The sequence below is a fragment of the Mycobacterium deserti genome, from assembly GCF_025345615.1.
Taxonomy (GTDB): Bacteria; Actinomycetota; Actinomycetes; order Mycobacteriales; family Mycobacteriaceae; genus Mycobacterium; species Mycobacterium deserti.
On the sequence record NZ_JAODWD010000003.1, the window covers coordinates 60,928 to 80,360 of the forward strand.

Here is a 19,433-nt window from a genome sequence, read left to right on the forward strand (position 1 = left end):
CCCGCACTCGCCAGATCAGTACTGGGTCGAGCCCTGATCGACCGAGATCGCCTGTGCAGTCACCAATTTCGACTCGTCACTGGCCAGCCAGCAGACGGCGTCGGCGATGTCTTCCGGTTGGGCGACCCAGGTCGGCAGGAAGGGCGTCAACACGTTCAGTAGCGCGTGGTTGCCGTCGGCCTCTGCCGCCTTGGCGATCGCCTCGACCATGCCGGGGGATCCCATCGGCGTGACGACGGGACCCGGGTGCACGCTGTTGACGCGGATGGAGTGCTTTCCGAGTTCGGCGGCGAATGCTCTGGCCATCCCGGTAACGGCATGCTTGCTGGCGGTGTAGTGAATCATGAACGGCTGGAACTTCACTCCGGCGGCCGAACTGATCAGGATGATCGAGCCGCCACGTCCTCCGTCGATGATCTTCTGTGCGCCGGCCATCACGGTGTTCCAGGTGCCGGTGACGTTGATGTCCATGACGTCGCGGAATTCGTCGGCAGTGATCGCATCCCAGGCCCGGGGAGAGGTGATTCCGGCGTTGGCGATGATGATGTCCAGCCGGCCCAGGGCGGCGACACCGTCGTCGACGGCTCGACGAAGGCCGTCGTGGTCGCGGGTGTCGACGACCGAGGCGACGATGGTCCGCCCCGTCGCCTCTACCAGCCGCACGGTCTCCTTCAGGTCCTCCGGCGTCGCCGAGTCGTACGGGACGCAGGCGGGCAGTTCGCCTGCGATGTCGACCGCGATGACATCTGCGCCCTCGTTCGCCATCCGTACCGCGTGCGCTCGGCCCTGACCTCGTGCGGCCCCGGTGATGAAGGCGACCTTGCCTGCGAGCCGCCCGGTCACGCGCGGGCCTTCTGGGCAGCCTTGACGAGGTTCGACCCGATGATGAGCCGCTGGATTTCGCTCGTGCCCTCGTAGAGGCGTAGCAACCGGACGTCGCGGTAGATCCGCTCCACTGGTACTTCGCGCATGTAGCCGCTACCGCCGTGGATCTGCACCGCGAGATCGGCGACCTTACCGACCATCTCGGTGCAGAAGAGTTTTGCCGCAGACGGGGCGATCCTGCGGTCCTCGCCGGTGACCCACAGTCGCGCGGTGTCGCGCACCAACGCCCGTCCGGCCAGCACGCCGGTCTGCTGGTCGGCGATCATCGCCTGAACCAGCTGAAAGTTACCGATCGGAGTACCGCCCTGCGTTGCTGTCGCCGCGTAGGCAACCGACTCGTCGAGCGCACGCTGGGCCGTCCCCACGGCGACGGCAGCGATGTGAACCCGCCCGCGTGCCAGCGAGATCATCGCGGCCCGGTAGCCGATGTCTTCATCGCCGCCGATCAACGCGGCGCCGGGAACGCGTACGTCGTCGAAGCTAACGTCGGCCGTCCAGGCGCCTTCCTGGCCCATCTTGGCGTCCTTGGAGCCGACCACCACGCCGGGGGCGTCGGCGGGGACCAGGAATACGGCGATCCCGGCGCCCTCATCGTCCGCGGGCCGGGTCCGGGCGAAGACGATGAACAGGTTGGCCGTCGGCGCGTTGGTGATGAAGCGCTTCTGGCCGTTGATGATCCAGTCGTCTCCGTCGCGAACGGCCTTTGTGCGGAGGCCAGAAGGGTTCGACCCGGCGCCCGGTTCGGTCAGCGCGAACGCGGCCACGACGTCGCCGGTGGCAATCGGCTCGAGCCAGCGCGACTTCTGCTCGTCGGTGCCGAAGCCGACGAGGACCTGGCCGGCGATGCCGTTGTTGGTGCCGAACATCGACCGTACGGCCATGGACGTGTAGCCGAGTTCCATCGCCAGCTCGACGTCCTGGGCGAGATTCAGCCCGAGTCCGCCCCATTGCTGCGGGATCGCGTACCCGAACAGGCCCATCTTCTTGGCCTGGTCGCGCAGATCGTCGGGCACCCGGTCGTCGACCAGGATCTCCTGCTCGCGCGGGACGACGGAGGTGCGCACGAAATGCCGGGTCTGTGCCAGGATCTCGCCGAAATCCTCGTCGCTGACTTCTGCGGTGGTCATCGTTCGATGCTCCTCCTCTGCGTGCTCGCAAATCATATATGAAATATGATTCAGGCTTGACGGGGCCCTTCTCGGTCCCTGACCAGCGAAGAGAGGTGCTCGAGTGTCGTTGTTGACCGGTCAGACAGCAGTGGTCACAGGCGGGGCCCAAGGGTTGGGTTACGCGATCGCGGAGAGGTTCGTCGCCGAGGGGGCGCGGGTGGTGCTCGGCGACCTGGATCTCGGCGCGACGGAGGCTGCGGCCAAACAACTCGGCGGCGACCAGGTGGCGGTCGCCGTGCGCTGCGACGTGGTCAAGGGCGACGAGGTCGACGCGTTGACCGCGGCGGCGGTGGAGCGGTTCGGCGGTCTGGACGTCATGGTGAACAACGCGGGCATCACCCGCGACGCGACGCTGCGCAAGATGACCGAGGAACAGTTCGACCAGGTCATCGCCGTCCACCTGAAAGGCACGTGGAACGGGACGAAGGCGGCCGCGGCGATCATGCGGGAGAACAAGCGTGGCGCGATCGTCAACATGTCGTCGATCTCCGGCAAGGTGGGTCTCGTCGGCCAAACCAACTACTCGGCGGCCAAGGCCGGCATCGTCGGCATGACAAAAGCCGCCGCCAAGGAGCTCGCCCATCTCGGCGTACGGGTCAACGCGATCCAACCGGGGTTGATCCGCTCGGCGATGACCGTGGCCATGCCGCAACACATCTGGGATCAGAAGTTGGCCGAGGTGCCAATGGGCAGGGCCGGTGAACCGGCCGAGGTCGCGAAGGTGGCGCTGTTTCTGGCCAGCGATCTGTCGTCGTACATGACGGGAACGGTCCTCGAGGTCACCGGGGGACGGCACATATGAGCCGCGAAGCGGTCATCTGCGAACCGGTGCGCACGCCGATCGGTCGCTACGGCGGCATGTTCACGTCGCTGACCGCGGTGGACCTGGGAATCGCCGCGCTGACGGGGCTGCTCGATCGGACCGGGATCGCGCCAGAGAGTGTGCAGGACGTCATCCTCGGACACTGCTATCCGAGCAGCGAGGCGCCCGCGATCGGACGCGTGGTGGCGTTGGATGCCGGGCTGCCGGTGACGGTTCCGGGCATGCAGGTCGACAGGCGGTGCGGGTCGGGACTTCAGGCGGTCATCCAGGCCTGCCTGCAGGTTGTCAACGGCGACAACGACGTTGTGGTCGCCGGGGGTGCCGAGAGCATGAGCAACGTCGCGTTCTACTCCACCGACATGCGGTGGGGAGGTGCACGAACCGGCGTCAAGGTGCACGACGCTCTGGCCCGCGGCCGCTCCACCGCGGGTGGGCGGCACTACCCGGTGACCGGCGGCATGCTGGAGACCGCCGAGAATCTGCGCCGCCAGTACGGCATCTCGCGGCAGGAGCAGGACGAGCTGGCGGTCAGGTCACATCAGCGTGCCGTCGCCGCACAGAAGGACGGCGTCCTGGCCGAGGAGATCATCCCGGTCGCGGTGCGCACCCGGCAGGGGGAGGATCTCGTCGACACCGACGAGCACCCGCGGGCCGACACCTCGGTTGAGTCACTGGCGAAGCTGAAACCCGTTCTGATAAGCGATGATCCGGACGCCACCGTTACCGCGGGCAATGCCAGCGGTCAGAACGACGCCGCCTCGATGTGCATCGTGACCACCCGGCAGAAGGCGGACGAACTCGGGCTCACGCCGTTGGTCCGGCTGGTGGCATGGGGGTCGGCGGGCGTCGCGCCGAACGTCATGGGGATCGGGCCGGTTCCTGCAACCGAGGTGGCGCTCGCCAAAGCAGGCCTGCAGCTGCGCGACATCGACCTCATCGAACTGAACGAGGCATTCGCCGCACAGGCCCTGGCCGTGATGCGGGAGTGGAGGTTCACCGCAGCCGACCACGACCGGACCAACGTGCACGGTTCGGGTATCTCCCTGGGTCACCCGGTCGGCGCGACAGGCGGCCGGATGCTGGCCACGCTTGCCCGTGAGATGGGCCGGCGCGGCGTGCGCTATGGGCTGGAGACGATGTGCATCGGCGGTGGCCAGGGGTTGGCCGCCGTCTTCGAAAGGGTGGGCGCGTGACCAAGCGAGAAGCGAAGCGGGATCGCGCATGACACGACTGGCGCAGACCCTGGGGCTCTCGGAGTTTCAGACCGAAATCCTCGCCACAGTACGGCGATTCGTCGACAAGGAGATCATCCCCACCGCCCAGGAGTTGGAGCACGCCGACACCTACCCACAGGCCATCGTCGACCAGATGAAAGAGATGGGCCTGTTCGGCCTGATGATTCCGGAGGAGTACGGAGGGTTGGGCGAATCGCTGCTGACCTACGCACTCTGCGTCGAGGAACTCGCCCGCGGCTGGATGAGCGTCTCCGGGGTGATCAACACCCATTTCATCGTCGCGTACATGCTGCGCCAGCACGGCACCGACGCGCAGAAGCAGCGGTACCTGCCGCGAATGGCGATCGGCGAGACGCGCGGCGCGTTCTCGATGTCGGAACCTGAGCTCGGCTCCGACGTCGCGGCGATCCGCAGCCGGGCCGTGCGCAAAGCCGATGGCAGCTACACGCTCGACGGGCAGAAGATGTGGCTGACCAACGGCGGCAGCTCGACGCTCGTCGCGGTGTTGGTGCGCACCGACGAGGGCGCCGACAAGCCACACCGCAACCTGACCGCGTTCCTGATCGAAAAGCCGACGGGATTCGGTGAGGTCGCGCCCGGGCTGACGATTCCCGGCAAGATCGACAAGCTGGGTTACAAAGGGATCGACACCACCGAGCTGATCTTCGACGGGTATGTCGCACAGGCCGACGACGTCCTCGGCGAAGCGCCCGGGCAGGGCTTTTTTCAGATGATGGACGGCATCGAGGTGGGCCGGGTCAATGTGTCCGCGCGAGCGTGTGGCGTCGGTATCCGCGCCTTCGAGTTGGCGGTCCGCTACGCGCAGCAGCGCGAGACCTTCGGCAAGCCGATCGCCGACCATCAGGCCATCGCGTTCCAACTCGCCGAAATGGCAACCAAAGTCGAGGCTGCGCATCTGATGATGGTCAACGCCGCGCGGTTGAAGGACTCGGGCGAACGCAACGACGTCGCGGCGGGGATGGCGAAGTATCTTGCGAGCGAGTTCTGCGCCGAGGTCACGCAGCAGAGTTTCCGGATCCACGGCGGCTACGGCTATTCCAAGGAATACGAGATCGAGCGATTGATGCGCGACGCCCCCTTCCTCCTGATCGGCGAGGGCACGAGCGAGATTCAGAAGAACATCATCAGCAAGCGACTGCTCGCCGACTACCGGATCTGACTGATGACGGTGCCCGAGATCCCGCCGGTCCTCGCCCGGCCGCAGCTCGCCGAGGACGTTGCGCGCATCGTGCGCAAGCGCATCTTCGACGGCAGCTACGCGGCGGGCTCCTACGTGCGCCTTGACCAGCTCGCGGCGGACCTCGGCGTGAGCGTCACCCCGGTGCGCGAGGCGCTCTTCGAACTCAAGGCCGAGGGGTTGCTCGCCCAGCAGCCGCACCGCGGGTTCGTCGTCCTGCCGGTCACCGGCCGCGACCTCACCGACGTCTCCGACGTGCAGGCCTACATCGGGGGTCAGCTCGCGGCACGCGCCGCTGCCAACATCACCGATGAACAGTTGCGCGAACTCCAGCGCATCCAGTCCGACCTCGAGGACGCCTACGCCGTCGACGACGACGAACGGGCGGTCCGGCTCAATCACGAATTCCACCGGGCGATCAATGTGGCCGCCGACTCGCCGAAACTCGCTCAGTTGATGTCGCAGATCACCCGCTATGCGCCCGAGTCGGTGTTCCCGACCATCCCCGGGTGGCCGCAAAAGTCGTGTACACACCACCGCAGGCTGCTCGAGGCACTACAGAGGCGAGACGAAGACCTGGCCCGCACGGCGATGTCGGAGCATCTCGCCGCAGGGGCGGAGCCGCTGATCCACCACCTCACGCAACGCGGTGTGGTCACCTAACCGCGCGAGCTGGGCCCACGCGCGAGCAGACGCAAACCTGCGCATTCGCTGCGGAAATTAGGCAGTTTTACGTCTGCTCGGCCAGCAGAACCTTGAGTGCACGGGCATCGACCTTGCCGGTCGCCTTACGCGGGATCTCGCTATCGGAGTCGACGCGCAGCCACACTGTCGGAACCTTGAACGCGCTCAATCGTTTCCGGACTTCGGCGCGCACGTCGTCGACGGCGCGCTCGGAGACCACCACCGCGCCGACCGCACCCGCCACCTCGGTGACGAACGCGTTGTCGACGCCGGCGATGGTGCGCAGAGCCTGCTCGACCTCGCTGGGGTAGACGGTCGCGCCGCTCACCTTGAACATGTCGTCGGAGCGGCCGTGATAGAACATGAAGCCGTCGGCATCGAGATGGCCGAGGTCGCCGGTGGGGTAATAGCCGTCGGCGGTGAAGAGGTCATAGCGGCCGCGCCGGCATATGCCACGCATGACATGTGGCCCACGGATCTGGATCACGCCGACCTCGCCAGCAGGCAGCGGCGCTCCGCTGTCCTGGTCGACAATCCGGACGTCCATGCCCGCGAACGGTTTACCGCAGCTGCCCCATGCTGAGCGCGGCATGTCGGTGTCGGCGGGATAGCCGCAGTACGGGCCGAACGACTCGGTCATCCCGAACAACTTCGCCCGCGCACCCGGTTGCGCGCGTTGGTCCGGCGGCAGCAGGGCCTCGAGGCTTCCGGGCCGCAACGACGACAGATCCGCTGCGACCGAATCGGTTTGCCGTGCCAACGCCTCGGCCTGATCCGGCCAACCGCGAAACAGCGTGACCCGCTCACGTTCGAGCAGTCGTAGCGTGGACTCGGGCCTGGGGATCTCCTCGGTCACCAACGTCGCGCCGGCCACCAGGGCTGAGAGCACGCCGCTGCCGAAGCCGCCGACCCAGAAGAAGGGCATTGGCAGATACAGCCTTGTGTCGGCACCGATACAACGCGCCGTCAGCCCCGACCGCACCGCGCCCAGCGCGTTGCCGTGGGAGTGAATGACGCCCTTCGGTGGGCCGCTGCTGCCGGAGGTGAACATGATCGCGAGCGTGTCGCTGGGGGTGACCGACGTGGTGATGGCATCGACGTCCACCTCGTTGTCCGGTCGCGGTAGGTGCCGCGAATCCCAGACACCCCGCAGCGCAGGAAGATTCGCACGCTCAGGGGCAACGTCGTCGAGGTAACGGTGACCGCGGAACTCGTCCACCGCGACGAGGTACTGCACTGACGCCACGCGCAGCTGGTCGACGAGCTCGGGGGGTTGCAGCAGCGTGCTCATCGGCACCAGCACGGCGCCGATGCGGGTCAGCGCCACCGAAACCTGCACCCATTGCGCCCGGTTGGGCATGATCAGCCCGACACGGGTGCCCTTGCCCACGCCCGCCGCGACGAAGGCGCCGGCCATCTCCCGGGTCGTGACGTCGAGTTCGCCGTAGGTGATCCGGTGGTCGGGGTCGATTACCATCGGCTTGTCCGGGTCGTTCGCGGCGTGCAGGCGCACGAGTTGGTCGACGGTGTCAGTCATCGAAACACTCCGCCAACCGGGGCAGGTCGATTTTGCCGCTGGACATCACGGGAATCCGGGCAGCCGGGACACGGGCGAAACGCCGCGGAATCTTGTATGACGACAGCTCTTCGGACAGTCGCGTCCGCAACGCCGTCTCGTCGAACGTGCTGCCCTCGTCGAGTTCGAGGACCGCGGCGACCACCTGGCCGCGCTGCGGGTCCGGCAGTCCGATGACGTGGGCGACCATTCCGCCGGTCACCTTCGCGATCGCCTTCTCGACTTCGGCCGGAGCCACGTTGGCGCCCGCGGTCTTGATCATCGCGCCGCGCCGGCCGACGAAGTAGACGAAGCCTTCATTGTCGACGCGCACGAGATCGCCGGTGTGAAACCAATCGTCGGCGTCGAAGCACTCCTCGCGGCTGCGCTTGTAGTAGCGCTCCATCAGGAACGGTCCGCGGACGTACAGCTCGCCGATGCTGCCGACCTCGGCGCGCTCACCGGTGTCGGGATCGACGACCGTGGTGTCGAATCCCGGCGCCGGCTTGCCGAACGAGCCGCGCCGGTGCTCCGGCTGGTCGGTCTCATCCTCGCTGATCGTGATGACGCTGCCGGTCTCCGTCATCCCGAGCATCGTGTGCCGCAACTCCGGGTCGGCGGGCCGCACATCGGGCGCCATGATCGGGTACAGGTTGCCTCGCCGCATAGAGGACAGATCGCGCTGGGGGAGACTGGGATGGTTCGCCAGCGCGGCGATTCCGGCCACGAACCCATTGGTGATCGTCGGCTTCTCGGCCTCGAGCAGGTCGAGCGTCTCGGCGGGGTCCTCGGCGTTGGAACACACCAGGGTGGCGCCGGCGAGCATGGTGGCCAGTATCGAGAACGCGATTCCGCCGATCCAGAAGAACGGTGAGTTGCAGAACAGGCGATCGTCGGGTCCCAGTCCACGAATCACGTTGAGTACCTTCTGGTGCTCGAGCAGTGACGCGTGGGTGTGCAGTACCCCTTTGGGCGCGCTCGTCGAACCGGACGTGTACACGATCGCCAGCGCATCGGAAGCGTCGACGTCGGCCTGTAGCGCGGGCAACACATCGGGGTCGACTGCGTCGCCGGGTTCAGAGTCGAGCAGTACGTGTCGCAGCAGTGGCACCGCCGCGTCGTCGATGCCGGTCAGGCGCAGCGCATAGTCGTGGCCACGGTACGACGCCGTGCCGAGCAGTATTTCGACGTCGGCGTGGGCGAGCTGGGTGGCCATCTCGGGTGCGGTGGCGAACGTCGAGAACGGAATGACGACGGCGCCGATGCGCGCCGCGGCGAGCATCGCGACGATGAACGTCGAACCGTTCGGGTACAGCAGCCCGACGTGTGTGCCTTTACCCGCGCCGAGGGCGACGAGGCCACGAGCGAGATCAGTGGAGCGCCGCTCGGCCTCGACATAGGTGAGACGGTCGGCGTCGCAGATCAACAGGGGATGTGCTCCGCGGCGCCGTGCTTGCTCGCGCAGCACCTGGCCAACCGTTGTCTCACGCATGTTCGACGGCAGCACTGAAGTGACGTCGAACCGCGGCGAGGTCGGCCTTCCCGGACGGTGTCCGCGGAATCTGCTCGACGACCACGATGTCGGTGGGAATCTCGTAGCGCGCCAGGCGCGCCCGCAGGAAGTCGAGCAGGGCGGCCACATCCACGCGCTCCCGGAGTTCGACCATCGCGACGGGTGTCTCGCCGAGTCGCTCGTCGGGCCGGCCGACCACGGCCGCACCCTGCACCGCCGGATGCGCCTCCAGCGTGGTGCGCACATCGTCGGGCATCACCTTGAAGCCGCCGCGGATGATGGCCTGATCTGCCCTGCCGAGGATCCACACGAAGCCATCGGGGTCGATGCGGGCCATGTCGGTGGTGCGGATCCAGTCGCCGGACGGGCCGAGTTGGCCCGGTTTGACTTCGAGCAATCCGGGCTCGTTTGGGCCACGTGGCGACCCGTCGTCGCCGACGACCCGCAGTTGAGCGCCGAGACTGGCCCTACCCACGCTGCCGCGCTTGGCGTGCCAGTACTTCTGATAGTCAGGCAAAGTCCAGCCCGCCACGCCGCCACCGAATTCCGTTGCGGCGTAGGACGTCAAAACCGGGATGCCGAATTTGTCGGTGAATGCGTCCGCGTCGTCGGCAGACAACGGTGCGGTGCCAGACGTCACGGCGCGGATGCTCGCCAGGTCGTCCCGTGTCAGGTGCGAGTGCAGCACGGTGCGCAGCGCGGCGGGCACCAGCGACACCGCCTTCGGCCGATGCCTGCGCACCGCATTGGCCCAGTTGTCCAGTTCGAAGCGGTCCAGCAGCGCGAACGACCGGCCTTCGCAGACACACTGAAGGACACGGAAGACGCCGCCGATGTGCACCAGTGGCGCGTTGACGATCGCAACGCCGCGCCGCAGCTCGGAAGGCGGTGCCGCTGCGCCGAAATCGGTGCCCACCACGCTGCGTGCCAACATGTCGTAACTGAGGTCGACGCGCTTGGGCGGTCCGGTGGTCCCGCTGGTCAGCATGCGCACCGCAACGCCTGGCCGTCCGGTGCCTGCGGGTACCTGTGCGCAGACACGAGGCGGGTCTGCCAGGTTCGAGATCACCGCCGTGGCCGTATCTGGGTCTGGTGTCACCAGACGCATGTCATCGGCGACCCCGATCACCAACGGCAGGCAAAGCGATTCGATGTCTTCCGTGGTCCGGTCGTCCCCGCGCGACGGGTTGATGACGACGACCGTTCCGCCGCCCATCAGCACGCCGAGGACCGTGGCGATGTGAACCGGGGTGTTGCGCAACAGGATGCCGACCTGGCGCTGCGCGGTGATCGCCTCGATACGGTGTGCGGCCTCGGCGAGTTCGCCCCAGGTCGACCACTCCTCGTCGAACTCGACGGCGGGCGCCTCCGGTTGCAGGTCGAGCACGGCGGCGATGCGAAGGCCGAGCGCATGCCCGGTCATCAGCGAATCCTCGGGTCTGCTCTGCCGAGGTCGCCGCCTGCGGCGAGTTCGGCCTGGCCGAGCGGATTTCCCAGCCGCGTGTAGATCAGATTCTGCTCCATGGCGGCGCGGTAGGGCTTGTCCAGCGATTCCCAGATAGCCTTGACCGTGCCTTGTGTCGCGGACGGCGGCTTCGCCGCAATCGCCGTTGCGATCTCATGTGCGCGCGCCCAGAGTCTTTCGGCGGGCACCACTTCGGTCACCAGGCCGATCCGCAGCGCGGTGTCGGCGCCCACGCGTTCGTCATTGCCCATCAATGCGATCCGCAGAGTCTCGCCGAGGCCGATGCGGCGCATCATCCCGATCGGTTCCAGTGCGCAGACCAGTCCGGCGCTGACGTGGGAGTCGAAGAACGTGGCGTCGTCGGAGCAGATGACCACGTCGGATTCGTTGACGAAGTAGAACGCGCCCGCGGTGCACATACCTTGAACGGCGCACACCACGGGCTTCCACATCTTCTGCCACTTCGGGCTGAGATATTCGCCGGGATCCTCGTGATTCCAGACGTTTTCCGGCTGCCCATAGGGCGTCTTGACATCGAGGCCGGCCGAGAACGCCCGCGCGCCGGCGGCGCGCACCACGACCGCGTTGACCGAGTCATCGAGTTTCACCAGCCGCCAGGCCTCGGCCACTTCCTCACACATCGTGCGGTTGAACGCGTTCAGCGACTCCGGCCGGTTCAAGGTGATGGCCGCGACACGGTCGACGGGGTCCACGTCGAGCTGGATGGTGTCGAACGGTCGAGCGCTCATTTGCACTGCCAATTCGGTGCTCGTTTTTCCATGAACGCTTTCGGCCCTTCTTGCGCGTCATCGGTGCGGACCACCCGTTCGCGGAAGGTCTCGGCCAGAATCTCGGCGTCGTGCAGGGGCAGGTCGATGGTCTTGTGGATGGCCAATCGTGTGCCGCGAACCGCCAGGGGGGCATTGGAGTTCACGATGTCAGCGATCTCGTTGGCACGTTCGAGAAGCTTGTCGTGTTCGACGACCTCGCTGATCATGCCGAGCTCGTAGGCACGCTGTGCGCTCATCCGCTCGTGCTTGCCCATCAGTGCCATGCGCAATGCGACGTTGCGGGGCAGCACTCGGGCGAGGCGAACCATCTCGCGAGCCGCGACGAGTCCGATGCTGACATGCGGGTCGAAGAACGTCGCCTTGTCCGAGGCGATGGCGATGTCGCCGGTCGTGACCCAGTCCAGACCTGCGCCGCAACACAATCCGTTGACCGCCGTGAGGACCGGTTTGGCCATCTGCCGAAACGGCGGTGTGCCTTCCTGTGGGGCCTCCCACTGGTCGTACGTCGACAGATAGGGCCGCTCATAGATCACCCTGCCGTCCTCGGGGATCTGGCCGACGTCAGCACCGGTACAGAAGGCGCGTCCGACGCCCGTCACGATCAGGATCCAGATGTTGTCGTCGTTCTCCGCCTCGGTGTAGGCGGCGCGCAGTTCGGTGATCATGGGTGGACTCAGCGCATTGAGCGCCTGCGGCCGATTCAGCGTGATGGTGGCCTTGTGCCCGTCGACCTCGTAGGTGATGTCGTCAAAAGCCATCGGCGGTTCCCTTCGTCATCGACCACCGAATTCCGGTGCGCGTTTCTCGCGGAACGCCGCGAGTCCTTCCTTGAAGTCCCCGGTGCGACACGACAATTCAAGATCAAAGAGTTCCTGTGTCATCGCCTGGGGGAGCGTCGCGTGCTGCCCGTAGTGAATAGCCTGCTTGGCCAGCCCAATGGCCACAGTCGGTCCAGAGGCCAGCCTGGTGACGAGCTCCTCGACGACGTCGTCGAGTTCACTGCCGTCTACACAGCGGTGGATCAATCCCCAGTCCGCCGCGTCGGTACCGGTGACCTTCTCACCCAGCAGCAGCATGCTCTTGGCCCGTGCCAGTCCGACCAACCGGGGCAGCAGCCACGTCGCTCCCGAGTCGGGGCTGAAACCTCGGTCCAGGAACGGCTCCCAGAAGACGGCGTCATCGGCGGCCACCGTGAAGTCGGCGGCGAGGCTGATATTGCAGCCCAGCCCGGCGGCCCAGCCCCGCACGCTGCAGACCACAGGCAAGTGGATGGTGTGAATCAGTTCGATGATGCGGTGAGCGCCGAGGGGGATGCGTCGCACGAGATCGCCCGTGCGGGGACGTTGCGCGGCGTTCGTCGCGATCCAGTCGACACCCGCGCAGAAGTCGGCCTCGGCGCCGCGCAGGTGGATGGCGCGAAGCGAGTCGTCGGTGGCGGCGTCGGTGAGTGCTCCGACGAGTGCCGCGACCATGGGCTGGCTCAGCGAATTGCGCCGTGCCGGGCGGTCCAGCGTGATGCGAAGTACGCCGTCCTTGCGGGACGTCGACACCCTGCCGTCCTCAGTCACCGTTGATTCCGCCATTCCATCACTTTACGGTTAGGCATACAGTATTGCTATCTTGTACAAGTTAGCAAGGAAAGAATCGGGAGAAGTTCGATGGGTAGCGAGGTCCCCCAGTACGGTGAACGACCGCTCCCGCAGACGGTCGCCGCGGCCGGTGCGCTGCGCCGGCTGACAGGACTGCTCCTCTCGCTCGAGCACGAACACCCGACCGTTGACGCGATGGTCAGGCAGATCGCCGCGTGGGAAGAGGAATTGGGCACTGCGGTCGCGGCCGACCTCTCGCCGCGCATCGGACCGGACAGTACCCAGACGCAGCGGGTGTACCTCGATCACGCTTTCGACGTCGGCGCGTACAACCCCTGCTTTCCCGAGTACACCTTCGACCACCTCGACGCCGAGACCGCATCCGGTCGCGTCACGTTTCCGCTCGTGCACGAAGGTCCACCGGGTCTGGTCAACGGTGGCTTCCTTGCGGTGTTCTTCGACTGCGTCACACAACATCAGAGCTGCGCGTCGGGCCGCACCGGCAAAACCCGTTCTCTGACAATCACTTTCCGCAGGCCCACGCCGATTCTGACCGAGCTGGAATTCGACGTCGTGCGGGCGGAGGACGACGGGCGGGTGACGTCGACGGCCAGGTTGCTGCTCGGCGACGAGGTGTTGTGCACGGGCGAATTCAGCACCGCAGCGTCGTCGCCGGACAAGCTCAGTGTCTTTCAGTTCGGCCGGCGTCGGGTCGAGAGCCCGTGACGAGCGTACAGCGCATACGTCAGCCCCGGGTGGCTGAGCTAGTGGCCGCCCAATTACGCGACGACATCCTCTCCGGCCGCATCAAGGAAGGCGATGTGCTGCCGTCTCAAGACACGCTGCTCGCCGAATTCGGAGTCAGCCCACCGGCGTTGCGCGAGGCGATTCACCTGCTGGAGACCGATGGGCTGATCTCTGTTCGCCGCGGGAACATGGGCGGAGCCGTTGTCCACCTGCCGTCGGCCGACCGGACCGCCCACATCATCAGCATGGTGCTGCAGAGTCGCTCGGCGACGCCGGCCGATGTCAGCGGCGCGCTGATGCACCTCGAGCCGATCTGCGCAGGCATGTGCGCGGCTCGCGACGACCGCATGACCGAAGTCGTACCCTACCTGCAGGCTGAGATCACACAGCAGACAGCGCAATTCGACAACACATCGCGGTATGTACCCAACGCGCGACGCTTCCACGAGGCCATCGTCTCGCGATGCGGCAACGAGCCGATGATCCTGCTGATCGGTTCGCTGGAGCTGATCTGGTCAGCTCACGAGTCGTCAGTATGGAGCGACGACGGTGACCCGATGCACGACAAGACCATGCGGGCGGCCCTTCGCGATCACCAGAAGATCGTCGACGCCATCCGAGACGGCAACGAGGCGCGTGCGGTGCGGCTGGCCAAGGACCACCTGTCCGCCGCTCGGCACAACACGCTCGCTGTCGGCGCGGACAAAACCATCGAGGCCAAACTCATATCCAACGCTCAGTGAGGATCCGCCATGACCACCGACGACCGTGTGCTGTTCGACGTCGATCGCGACAGCAGAATCGCCACAATCACTTTGAACAACCCGTCGCAGCGCAACTCCTACGACGCGTCCATGCGCGAGGCCATGGGTCGGCACCTCGATCAGGTGGCCGAGGACGACGACCTGACAGTTGTTCTGTTACGCGGCGCGGAGGGCGTCTTCAGCACCGGGGCGAACATGAACAACGCCTACGGCTGGTATGGCGAGCCCGAGAAAAGTGATGACGCCCCAAGACAGAGCCGACCCAGTCAACGCCGCCGCCTGACCGTCGACCGCAAGTCGTTCGGCTTCTATCACAACTTCATGGGCTTCCCGAAGGTCACGGTGGGGGAGATCAGCGGCTACGCGCTCGGCGGTGGCTTCGAGATGGCGTTGATGACCGACATCTCAGTGATCGGGCGCAACACCAAGATCGGCATGCCCGCGACACGGTTCCTCGGGCCGGCGCTGGGCAGCTTGCACATGTTCTTCCACCGACTCGGCCCCGTGCTGGCGCGGCGGCTGCTGTTGACCGGCGACATCATCGAGGCCGGGGAGGTCGAACACCTCGGTGTCTTCACCGACACCTGCGAGCCGGAGGCGGTGACCGCACGGGCGCGGTACTGGGCAGAGAAGGCCGCGAAGATGCCTGCCGACGGTGTCGTGATCGCCAAAGAGGCGTTCCGTCTCGTCGAACAGAGTCAGGCCTACCAGGGTGAGGAAGTGGCGAGCTACCTGTTCCACGCGTACGGCACGAACCTGCAGTTCGCCCCGGGTGAATTCAACTTCGTCAAGACGCGAGCGCAGCACGGCACCAAAGAGGCGTTCCGGCTGCGCGACGAGCACTTCCACGTCCCGGAGCCGACGTGACCGGGGTCACCTACGCGTGGCGATACAGTGCCTGCTATTTTTGTAACGTCGTTAATGTCGAAAGCCGAGGTCGTAAGCCATGCCAACACCCGTCATCGTCGGTGCCACCAGAACTGCGATCGGTCGCTCGTTCAAGGGCACGCTGGTCAACACCCCGCCCGAGACGCTGATCACCACCGTGCTGCCCGAGGTGGTCCGCAGGTCGGGCCTCGCCCCGGACGCCATCGACGACATCATCTTCGCCGAATCCCATTACGGCGGCGGTGATCTCGCTCGGTACGCGGCGGACGCGACCGGTATGTCTCAGGTGCCCGGCCAGTCGGTGAACCGGCATTGCGCAGGCAGTCTCACTGCGATCGGTAACGCGGCTGCGCAGATCGGCTCTGGCATGGAACGCGCGCTCATCGCAGGCGGTGTGCAGTCGCTGTCGATGACACCGCTGGTCAACTGGCGGATCCCCGGCCCGGAATTGAAGTTCGAAGAGCGGTGGATGCCCCCCACCCACGTCGAGACGCCGGACGCGCCGACCAAGGACATGTCGATCACCGTGGGCTGGAACACCGCGCAGGCCGTCGGCATCACCCGTGAGGAGATGGATGCCTGGGCGGCGCGCTCACATCAGCGGGCGATCGCGGCCATCGATGCGGGCAAGTTCGTCGACGAGATCGTGCCGTTGAAGGTTGAGCAATTCGACGGATCGGTGACCGATTTCAGCGTCGACGAGCACCCACGCCGCGACACCACGGTCGAGAAACTGGCCGGGCTTAAGGTGCTGCATCCGGAGATCGAAGGATTCTCGATCACCGCCGGCAACAGCAGCGGCACCAACGACGCTTGCGCAGCGGTGGCACTGGTCGACAGTGACTACGCTGTGGCAGAGAAGCTGACAAGGCTGGCCACCGTGAGGGCATGGGGCGCCGCAGGTGTCGCGCCGAAGGACACCGGCCTTGGCGCGGTGAAGGTGATCGGCAAGGTGCTCGACCGCGCCGGGCTCAAGCCGTCCGACGTCGCACTGTGGGAGATCAACGAGGCGTTTGCGTCGGTGCCGATCGCGGCCTGCCGCGAGTACGGCATCGACGAGGAACTGGTGAACTTCTCCGGGAGTGGTTGCAGTCTGGGTCATCCCATCGCCGCGTCGGGTGCGCGCATGGTCACGACGCTGATCTACGAGCTGCAGCGGCGCGGCGGCGGCATCGGGGTGGCGGCGATGTGTGCCGGCGGCGGCCAGGGCGGCGCCGTCGTCATCGAGGTCTAGTCGGGGGTGATTTCGGCGCGCTGACGTTCGCTCAGCGACTTTTAGCGCACCGAAATCGCTATTTTTTGCGCGTGGCGGTCGACTTCTTCGCCGGCTTGGCGTCGATGAGTCGACTCGCGTGGTCGAGGATGCACTCGAGGCCGAACTCGAAATTGTTGTCGTCGGCCGCGCCGATGTGATGACCCTTCTCCGTCACCAACGCCAGCAGCGGAGTGCTGTCGGCGTCGATGGTCATGGTCTCCTCGATATCGCTGGGCCCCTCGTTGGTGGCGCGGTTCTTTTCCCGGAGTCGGTGCAGCACCACCGATCCGCGCACATGCACCGAGACCGCGGAGTAGGTGTCGAACGCGTCGTCCGCCGACAGGCCCGCCTCGACCAGGCTGGCGATCGCCTTCTCGACCTCCTGCACACCGATTTTCGCCGTCTTCGGGCTCAACGCTGAACGGATCAAAATGAGGTCGCACAGAATCGGATTGCCCATGAACGTCTTTCGCATGGTGCGCGCGTGGTTGCGCAACGTCTCACGCCAGTCCTTGGCCTCGATGTAGGGCGTGGCGAAGGCATATTGGCGCAGCGCGCGGTCGGTCATCGCGTTGAGCAGGTCGTCCTTCTTGCGGAAGTACCAGTAGATGCTGGTCACGCCGACGCCGAGATGCTTGCCCAGCAGCGGCATCGACAGGTTGTCGATGCCCACCTGCTCGGCGAGTTCGAATGCGCCCTTGATGATGTCCTCGGGATTGATCGAACCGCGCTCGCGTCGCTGACGCTTCTCGGCGGTCGCCTGCCTTGCCACGAAGGGCACCTCCATCACAATCAGCCGCGCACGGGCCGCCCGCGGACGGGCGGACTCGAATGTTCGCCGCGGCTGCATCTGCACCGTTTGCAGGTCGCCGCGCAGTTCGGTTCCGACGAACTTACCGTGAGCCTCAATGTGTCGCCCACGTCATCTCGCTCTTCTACTGTAAGTCCTATAGTAAGCTTCTCCAGGGCTTGGGGTGCGGCGAAGGGGCCGAGAGTGTCGTGACGACAATATGGATCTGGGGCTGAAAGACGCCGCCGCCGTCGTCGTGGGCGGCGGCAGCGGAATGGGATTCGCGACGGCCAGGTGCCTTGCCGAGGACGGGGCCCGGGTTGCTGTCGTGGGCCGCAGGCCGGCTGTCGTCGACGAGGCCGCCACCGCGCTGACCGAATGCGGAAGCCCCGACGTGCTGGGGCTGGTCGCCGACATCACCGACACTCAGCAGGTCCAGCGGGTCTTCGGCGAGGTGGCCGCGAGGTGGAATGGCGAACTCAACATCCTCATCAACGCCGTCGGTCCCGACGCGGTGGGCACATTCGACGACCTGACCGACGAGCAGTGGCGCTCAGCGTTCGACAGCGGCGTGATGGGCATGGTGCACTGCGTGCGGTCGGCACTTCCCTTGCTGCGCAACGCGAAGTGGGGCCGAATCGTCAACTTCTCCGCACACTCCACGCAGCGCCAGAGCGTCATCCTGCCCGCCTACACCGCGGCCAAGGCGGCGCTGACGAGCATTTCGAAGAACCTGTCCCTACTTCTGGCCAGGGACGAAATCATGGTCAACGTGGTCTCGCCGGGCAGTATCGCCTCAGACGCGTTGCTCGGATGGGCCGAGTCGGTGGGTGTCGACGGCACCGACCCGTATGTATTGATGGCCGCGATCGACGAGCACTTCGGCCACCCCGCACACCTGCCGCGCGCGGGGCTGCCCACCGAAATCGGTCCCGTCGTCGCGTTTCTCGCGTCGCGGCGGAACTCTTACATGACCGGTGCCAACGTCAACGTCGACGGTGGCAGCGACTTCACCTGAGTCTTCAGAGGAGGACGCGAGTGGCGACGGCGAACGACGCGCGCGACTGGGCCCGTAACCACTTGCGCGGCATCGGTGATTCCCTCTACTCGCCGTTCTGCGGTGAGGACGGCGACGACATCGACTGGGAGGCCTATCGGAGGCTGGTGCGCTACTGCGTCGGGGATCTGAACCATCCGCTGCTGTGGTGCACCAGCGGCATCGCCGAGTTCTGGTCACTGACGATGGAGGAGCGGAAACGCTTGCTGGAAGTCGCGATAGAAGAAGGCCGCGCCGCCAACCCTGACGTCGTCGTGCAGGCCTGCACCGCCGCGATGTCGGCGAAGGACTGTCTCGAGCTGACCCGACACGCGCAGCAGGCCGGCGCCGATGTCGTCTACATCCAGACACCGATGATGGAGGCGCACGGAGGTGAGGGCGTGTTGAACTTCTTCCGCTACATCGCCGACCGCACCGACATCGCGTTGGGCATGTTCAACTCGCCGTCGTCGGGCTACGTGCTGACTCCCGCCGAAAGCGCCCGTATCTACCACGAAATTCCCGCGGTCTGCGCGACGAAAGAGGGCGCGTTCCGGCCGATGGCCAGCCGGCTGCTGCACGAACTGGCGCCCGGCCTCGCGGTTTGGGAGTGCGACAAGACGGTGTACCGCGCAGGCTGGCTGCGCGACGGCATCGTGTGCCCGGCCCAACTCGGCACGGCCGGATACCTATTCGAAACCCCGCAGCGCCGGTTGTTCTCCGAATACTGGGACCTGGTCGTCAACGACAAGCTGCTCGAAGCCATGGACTTCGCGCGCGAGTCCGGGCTCGACCAATTCGACATCGACATGGGCTCGTGGTTCACCTGCTATCCCGGCCGACCGGACTACTTCACGCACTGGGGTGGCGCGTTCAAGCACGCCGCATCGGTGCTGGGCCTGCCGATCGGCGACTATCCCCATTCGCGGCCACCGCAGACGAAGCTGCCTGCGGGGGCAAAAGCGCAGATCGAGACGGCCTACCGACGCCTCGGGTTGGTCGGCTCATGAGGTGACGACCTGCTGCCGAAGGTGCTACCGATAGGT

Annotated in this window: 19 protein-coding genes; 10 read left to right on the top strand and 9 right to left on the bottom strand. The window is 66.0% G+C overall.

Going from position 1 to position 19,433, the window contains the following annotated elements; genetic code table 11:
• Window positions 1–15: 15 nt before the first annotated feature.
• Both N4S67_RS11585 and N4S67_RS11590 read right to left on the bottom strand, forming a co-directional pair.
• On the bottom strand, window positions 16–843 hold the full coding sequence (locus tag N4S67_RS11585) for a mycofactocin-coupled SDR family oxidoreductase (protein WP_260993137.1): 828 nt from the start codon (window positions 841–843) through the stop codon (window positions 16–18).
• The gene (locus N4S67_RS11590; RefSeq protein ID WP_260993138.1) at window positions 840–2,012 is read right to left on the bottom strand and encodes an acyl-CoA dehydrogenase family protein; all 1,173 of its coding nucleotides are present in this window, start codon (window positions 2,010–2,012) and stop codon (window positions 840–842) included. Before N4S67_RS11590 ends, N4S67_RS11585 begins: the two co-directional genes overlap by 4 nt.
• Window positions 2,013–2,115: 103 nt before the next feature.
• Here N4S67_RS11590 and fabG point away from each other — a divergent pair, with 103 nt between their 5' ends.
• From fabG to N4S67_RS11610, 4 genes are read left to right on the top strand one after another with little or no spacing between them, the layout of a single operon-like run.
• On the top strand, window positions 2,116–2,856 hold the full coding sequence (gene fabG, locus N4S67_RS11595) for a 3-oxoacyl-ACP reductase FabG (RefSeq protein ID WP_260993139.1): 741 nt from the start codon (window positions 2,116–2,118) through the stop codon (window positions 2,854–2,856).
• A complete protein-coding gene (locus N4S67_RS11600; RefSeq protein WP_260993140.1) occupies window positions 2,853–4,070 on the top strand; it encodes an acetyl-CoA C-acetyltransferase in 1,218 nt (405 codons plus the stop codon). The genes fabG and N4S67_RS11600 overlap by 4 nt, the downstream gene beginning before the upstream one ends.
• A gap of 28 nt (window positions 4,071–4,098) precedes the next feature.
• Entirely contained in the window at window positions 4,099–5,292 is a 1,194-nt protein-coding gene (locus N4S67_RS11605; RefSeq protein ID WP_260993141.1) for an acyl-CoA dehydrogenase family protein, read from the top strand.
• 3 nt (window positions 5,293–5,295) lie between these two features.
• On the top strand, window positions 5,296–5,973 hold the full coding sequence (locus tag N4S67_RS11610) for a GntR family transcriptional regulator (RefSeq protein ID WP_260993142.1): 678 nt from the start codon (window positions 5,296–5,298) through the stop codon (window positions 5,971–5,973).
• A gap of 67 nt (window positions 5,974–6,040) precedes the next feature.
• Here N4S67_RS11610 and N4S67_RS11615 read toward each other — a convergent pair whose 3' ends face one another.
• Genes N4S67_RS11615 through N4S67_RS11640 form a run of 6 tightly spaced genes read right to left on the bottom strand, consistent with a single transcriptional unit; the run spans window position 6,041 to window position 12,901 of the window.
• Window positions 6,041–7,531: a class I adenylate-forming enzyme family protein gene (locus N4S67_RS11615; RefSeq protein WP_260993143.1), complete on the bottom strand. Its 1,491-nt coding sequence runs from the start codon at window positions 7,529–7,531 to the stop codon at window positions 6,041–6,043.
• Window positions 7,524–9,041, bottom strand: a complete 1,518-nt coding sequence (locus tag N4S67_RS11620; RefSeq protein WP_260993144.1) for a class I adenylate-forming enzyme family protein — start codon at window positions 9,039–9,041, stop codon at window positions 7,524–7,526. The genes N4S67_RS11615 and N4S67_RS11620 overlap by 8 nt, the downstream gene beginning before the upstream one ends.
• The gene (locus N4S67_RS11625) at window positions 9,034–10,485 is read right to left on the bottom strand and encodes a class I adenylate-forming enzyme family protein (RefSeq protein ID WP_260993145.1); all 1,452 of its coding nucleotides are present in this window, start codon (window positions 10,483–10,485) and stop codon (window positions 9,034–9,036) included. Before N4S67_RS11625 ends, N4S67_RS11620 begins: the two co-directional genes overlap by 8 nt.
• The gene (locus N4S67_RS11630; RefSeq protein WP_260993146.1) at window positions 10,485–11,276 is read right to left on the bottom strand and encodes an enoyl-CoA hydratase/isomerase family protein; all 792 of its coding nucleotides are present in this window, start codon (window positions 11,274–11,276) and stop codon (window positions 10,485–10,487) included. Before N4S67_RS11630 ends, N4S67_RS11625 begins: the two co-directional genes overlap by 1 nt.
• Window positions 11,273–12,076 carry an enoyl-CoA hydratase/isomerase family protein gene (locus tag N4S67_RS11635; RefSeq protein ID WP_260993147.1) on the bottom strand — a complete coding sequence of 268 codons (804 nt, stop codon included), beginning with the start codon at window positions 12,074–12,076 and terminating at the stop codon, window positions 11,273–11,275. The genes N4S67_RS11630 and N4S67_RS11635 overlap by 4 nt, the downstream gene beginning before the upstream one ends.
• A gap of 15 nt (window positions 12,077–12,091) precedes the next feature.
• Entirely contained in the window at window positions 12,092–12,901 is an 810-nt protein-coding gene (locus tag N4S67_RS11640; protein WP_260993148.1) for an enoyl-CoA hydratase/isomerase family protein, read from the bottom strand.
• 75 nt (window positions 12,902–12,976) lie between these two features.
• Between N4S67_RS11640 and N4S67_RS11645 the strand changes: the two genes are divergently transcribed.
• The 4 genes from N4S67_RS11645 (at window position 12,977) to N4S67_RS11660 (ending at window position 16,540) form a co-directional block, all read left to right on the top strand.
• Window positions 12,977–13,633 carry a hypothetical protein gene (locus tag N4S67_RS11645; protein WP_260993149.1) on the top strand — a complete coding sequence of 219 codons (657 nt, stop codon included), beginning with the start codon at window positions 12,977–12,979 and terminating at the stop codon, window positions 13,631–13,633.
• Window positions 13,634–13,662: 29 nt separating this feature from the next.
• Window positions 13,663–14,397: a FadR/GntR family transcriptional regulator gene (locus N4S67_RS11650; protein ID WP_260993150.1), complete on the top strand. Its 735-nt coding sequence runs from the start codon at window positions 13,663–13,665 to the stop codon at window positions 14,395–14,397.
• A 9-nt stretch (window positions 14,398–14,406) separates the two neighbouring features.
• Window positions 14,407–15,285, top strand: a complete 879-nt coding sequence (locus N4S67_RS11655; RefSeq protein WP_260993151.1) for an enoyl-CoA hydratase/isomerase family protein — start codon at window positions 14,407–14,409, stop codon at window positions 15,283–15,285.
• 79 nt (window positions 15,286–15,364) lie between these two features.
• Complete coding sequence (locus N4S67_RS11660; RefSeq protein ID WP_260993152.1) at window positions 15,365–16,540, top strand: thiolase family protein; 1,176 nt, start codon at window positions 15,365–15,367, stop codon at window positions 16,538–16,540.
• A 58-nt stretch (window positions 16,541–16,598) separates the two neighbouring features.
• Here the strand turns inward: N4S67_RS11660 and N4S67_RS11665 are convergent, their stop codons facing one another.
• Window positions 16,599–17,348 (bottom strand): TetR/AcrR family transcriptional regulator, encoded by a 750-nt coding sequence (locus N4S67_RS11665; protein WP_390893382.1) that lies wholly within the window; start codon window positions 17,346–17,348, stop codon window positions 16,599–16,601.
• Window positions 17,349–17,571: 223 nt separating this feature from the next.
• On the opposite strand from N4S67_RS11665, the gene N4S67_RS11670 reads away from it, so the two are divergent.
• Both N4S67_RS11670 and N4S67_RS11675 read left to right on the top strand, forming a co-directional pair.
• The gene (locus N4S67_RS11670; protein ID WP_260993154.1) at window positions 17,572–18,369 is read left to right on the top strand and encodes an SDR family NAD(P)-dependent oxidoreductase; all 798 of its coding nucleotides are present in this window, start codon (window positions 17,572–17,574) and stop codon (window positions 18,367–18,369) included.
• Between the two features lie 20 nt (window positions 18,370–18,389).
• Complete coding sequence (locus N4S67_RS11675; protein WP_260993155.1) at window positions 18,390–19,397, top strand: dihydrodipicolinate synthase family protein; 1,008 nt, start codon at window positions 18,390–18,392, stop codon at window positions 19,395–19,397.
• Window positions 19,398–19,433: the final 36 nt, after the last annotated feature.

Bases quoted from the DNA above. Each gene is read 5' to 3' on its own strand.
- N4S67_RS11645 (WP_260993149.1), top strand. From the start codon at position 12,977: ATGGGTAGCGAGGTCCCCCAGTACGGTGAACGACCGCTCCCGCAGACG.
- N4S67_RS11625 (WP_260993145.1), bottom strand. From the start codon at position 10,485: ATGACCGGGCATGCGCTCGGCCTTCGCATCGCCGCCGTGCTCGACCTG.
- N4S67_RS11640 (WP_260993148.1), bottom strand. From the start codon at position 12,901: ATGGCGGAATCAACGGTGACTGAGGACGGCAGGGTGTCGACGTCCCGC.
- N4S67_RS11670 (WP_260993154.1), top strand. From the start codon at position 17,572: ATGGATCTGGGGCTGAAAGACGCCGCCGCCGTCGTCGTGGGCGGCGGC.
- N4S67_RS11615 (WP_260993143.1), bottom strand. From the start codon at position 7,531: ATGACTGACACCGTCGACCAACTCGTGCGCCTGCACGCCGCGAACGAC.
- N4S67_RS11635 (WP_260993147.1), bottom strand. From the start codon at position 12,076: ATGGCTTTTGACGACATCACCTACGAGGTCGACGGGCACAAGGCCACC.
- N4S67_RS11605 (WP_260993141.1), top strand. From the start codon at position 4,099: ATGACACGACTGGCGCAGACCCTGGGGCTCTCGGAGTTTCAGACCGAA.
- N4S67_RS11610 (WP_260993142.1), top strand. From the start codon at position 5,296: ATGACGGTGCCCGAGATCCCGCCGGTCCTCGCCCGGCCGCAGCTCGCC.
- N4S67_RS11600 (WP_260993140.1), top strand. From the start codon at position 2,853: ATGAGCCGCGAAGCGGTCATCTGCGAACCGGTGCGCACGCCGATCGGT.
- N4S67_RS11620 (WP_260993144.1), bottom strand. From the start codon at position 9,041: ATGCGTGAGACAACGGTTGGCCAGGTGCTGCGCGAGCAAGCACGGCGC.
- N4S67_RS11665 (WP_390893382.1), bottom strand. From the start codon at position 17,348: ATGGAGGTGCCCTTCGTGGCAAGGCAGGCGACCGCCGAGAAGCGTCAG.
- N4S67_RS11660 (WP_260993152.1), top strand. From the start codon at position 15,365: ATGCCAACACCCGTCATCGTCGGTGCCACCAGAACTGCGATCGGTCGC.
- N4S67_RS11630 (WP_260993146.1), bottom strand. From the start codon at position 11,276: ATGAGCGCTCGACCGTTCGACACCATCCAGCTCGACGTGGACCCCGTC.
- N4S67_RS11590 (WP_260993138.1), bottom strand. From the start codon at position 2,012: ATGACCACCGCAGAAGTCAGCGACGAGGATTTCGGCGAGATCCTGGCA.
- N4S67_RS11655 (WP_260993151.1), top strand. From the start codon at position 14,407: ATGACCACCGACGACCGTGTGCTGTTCGACGTCGATCGCGACAGCAGA.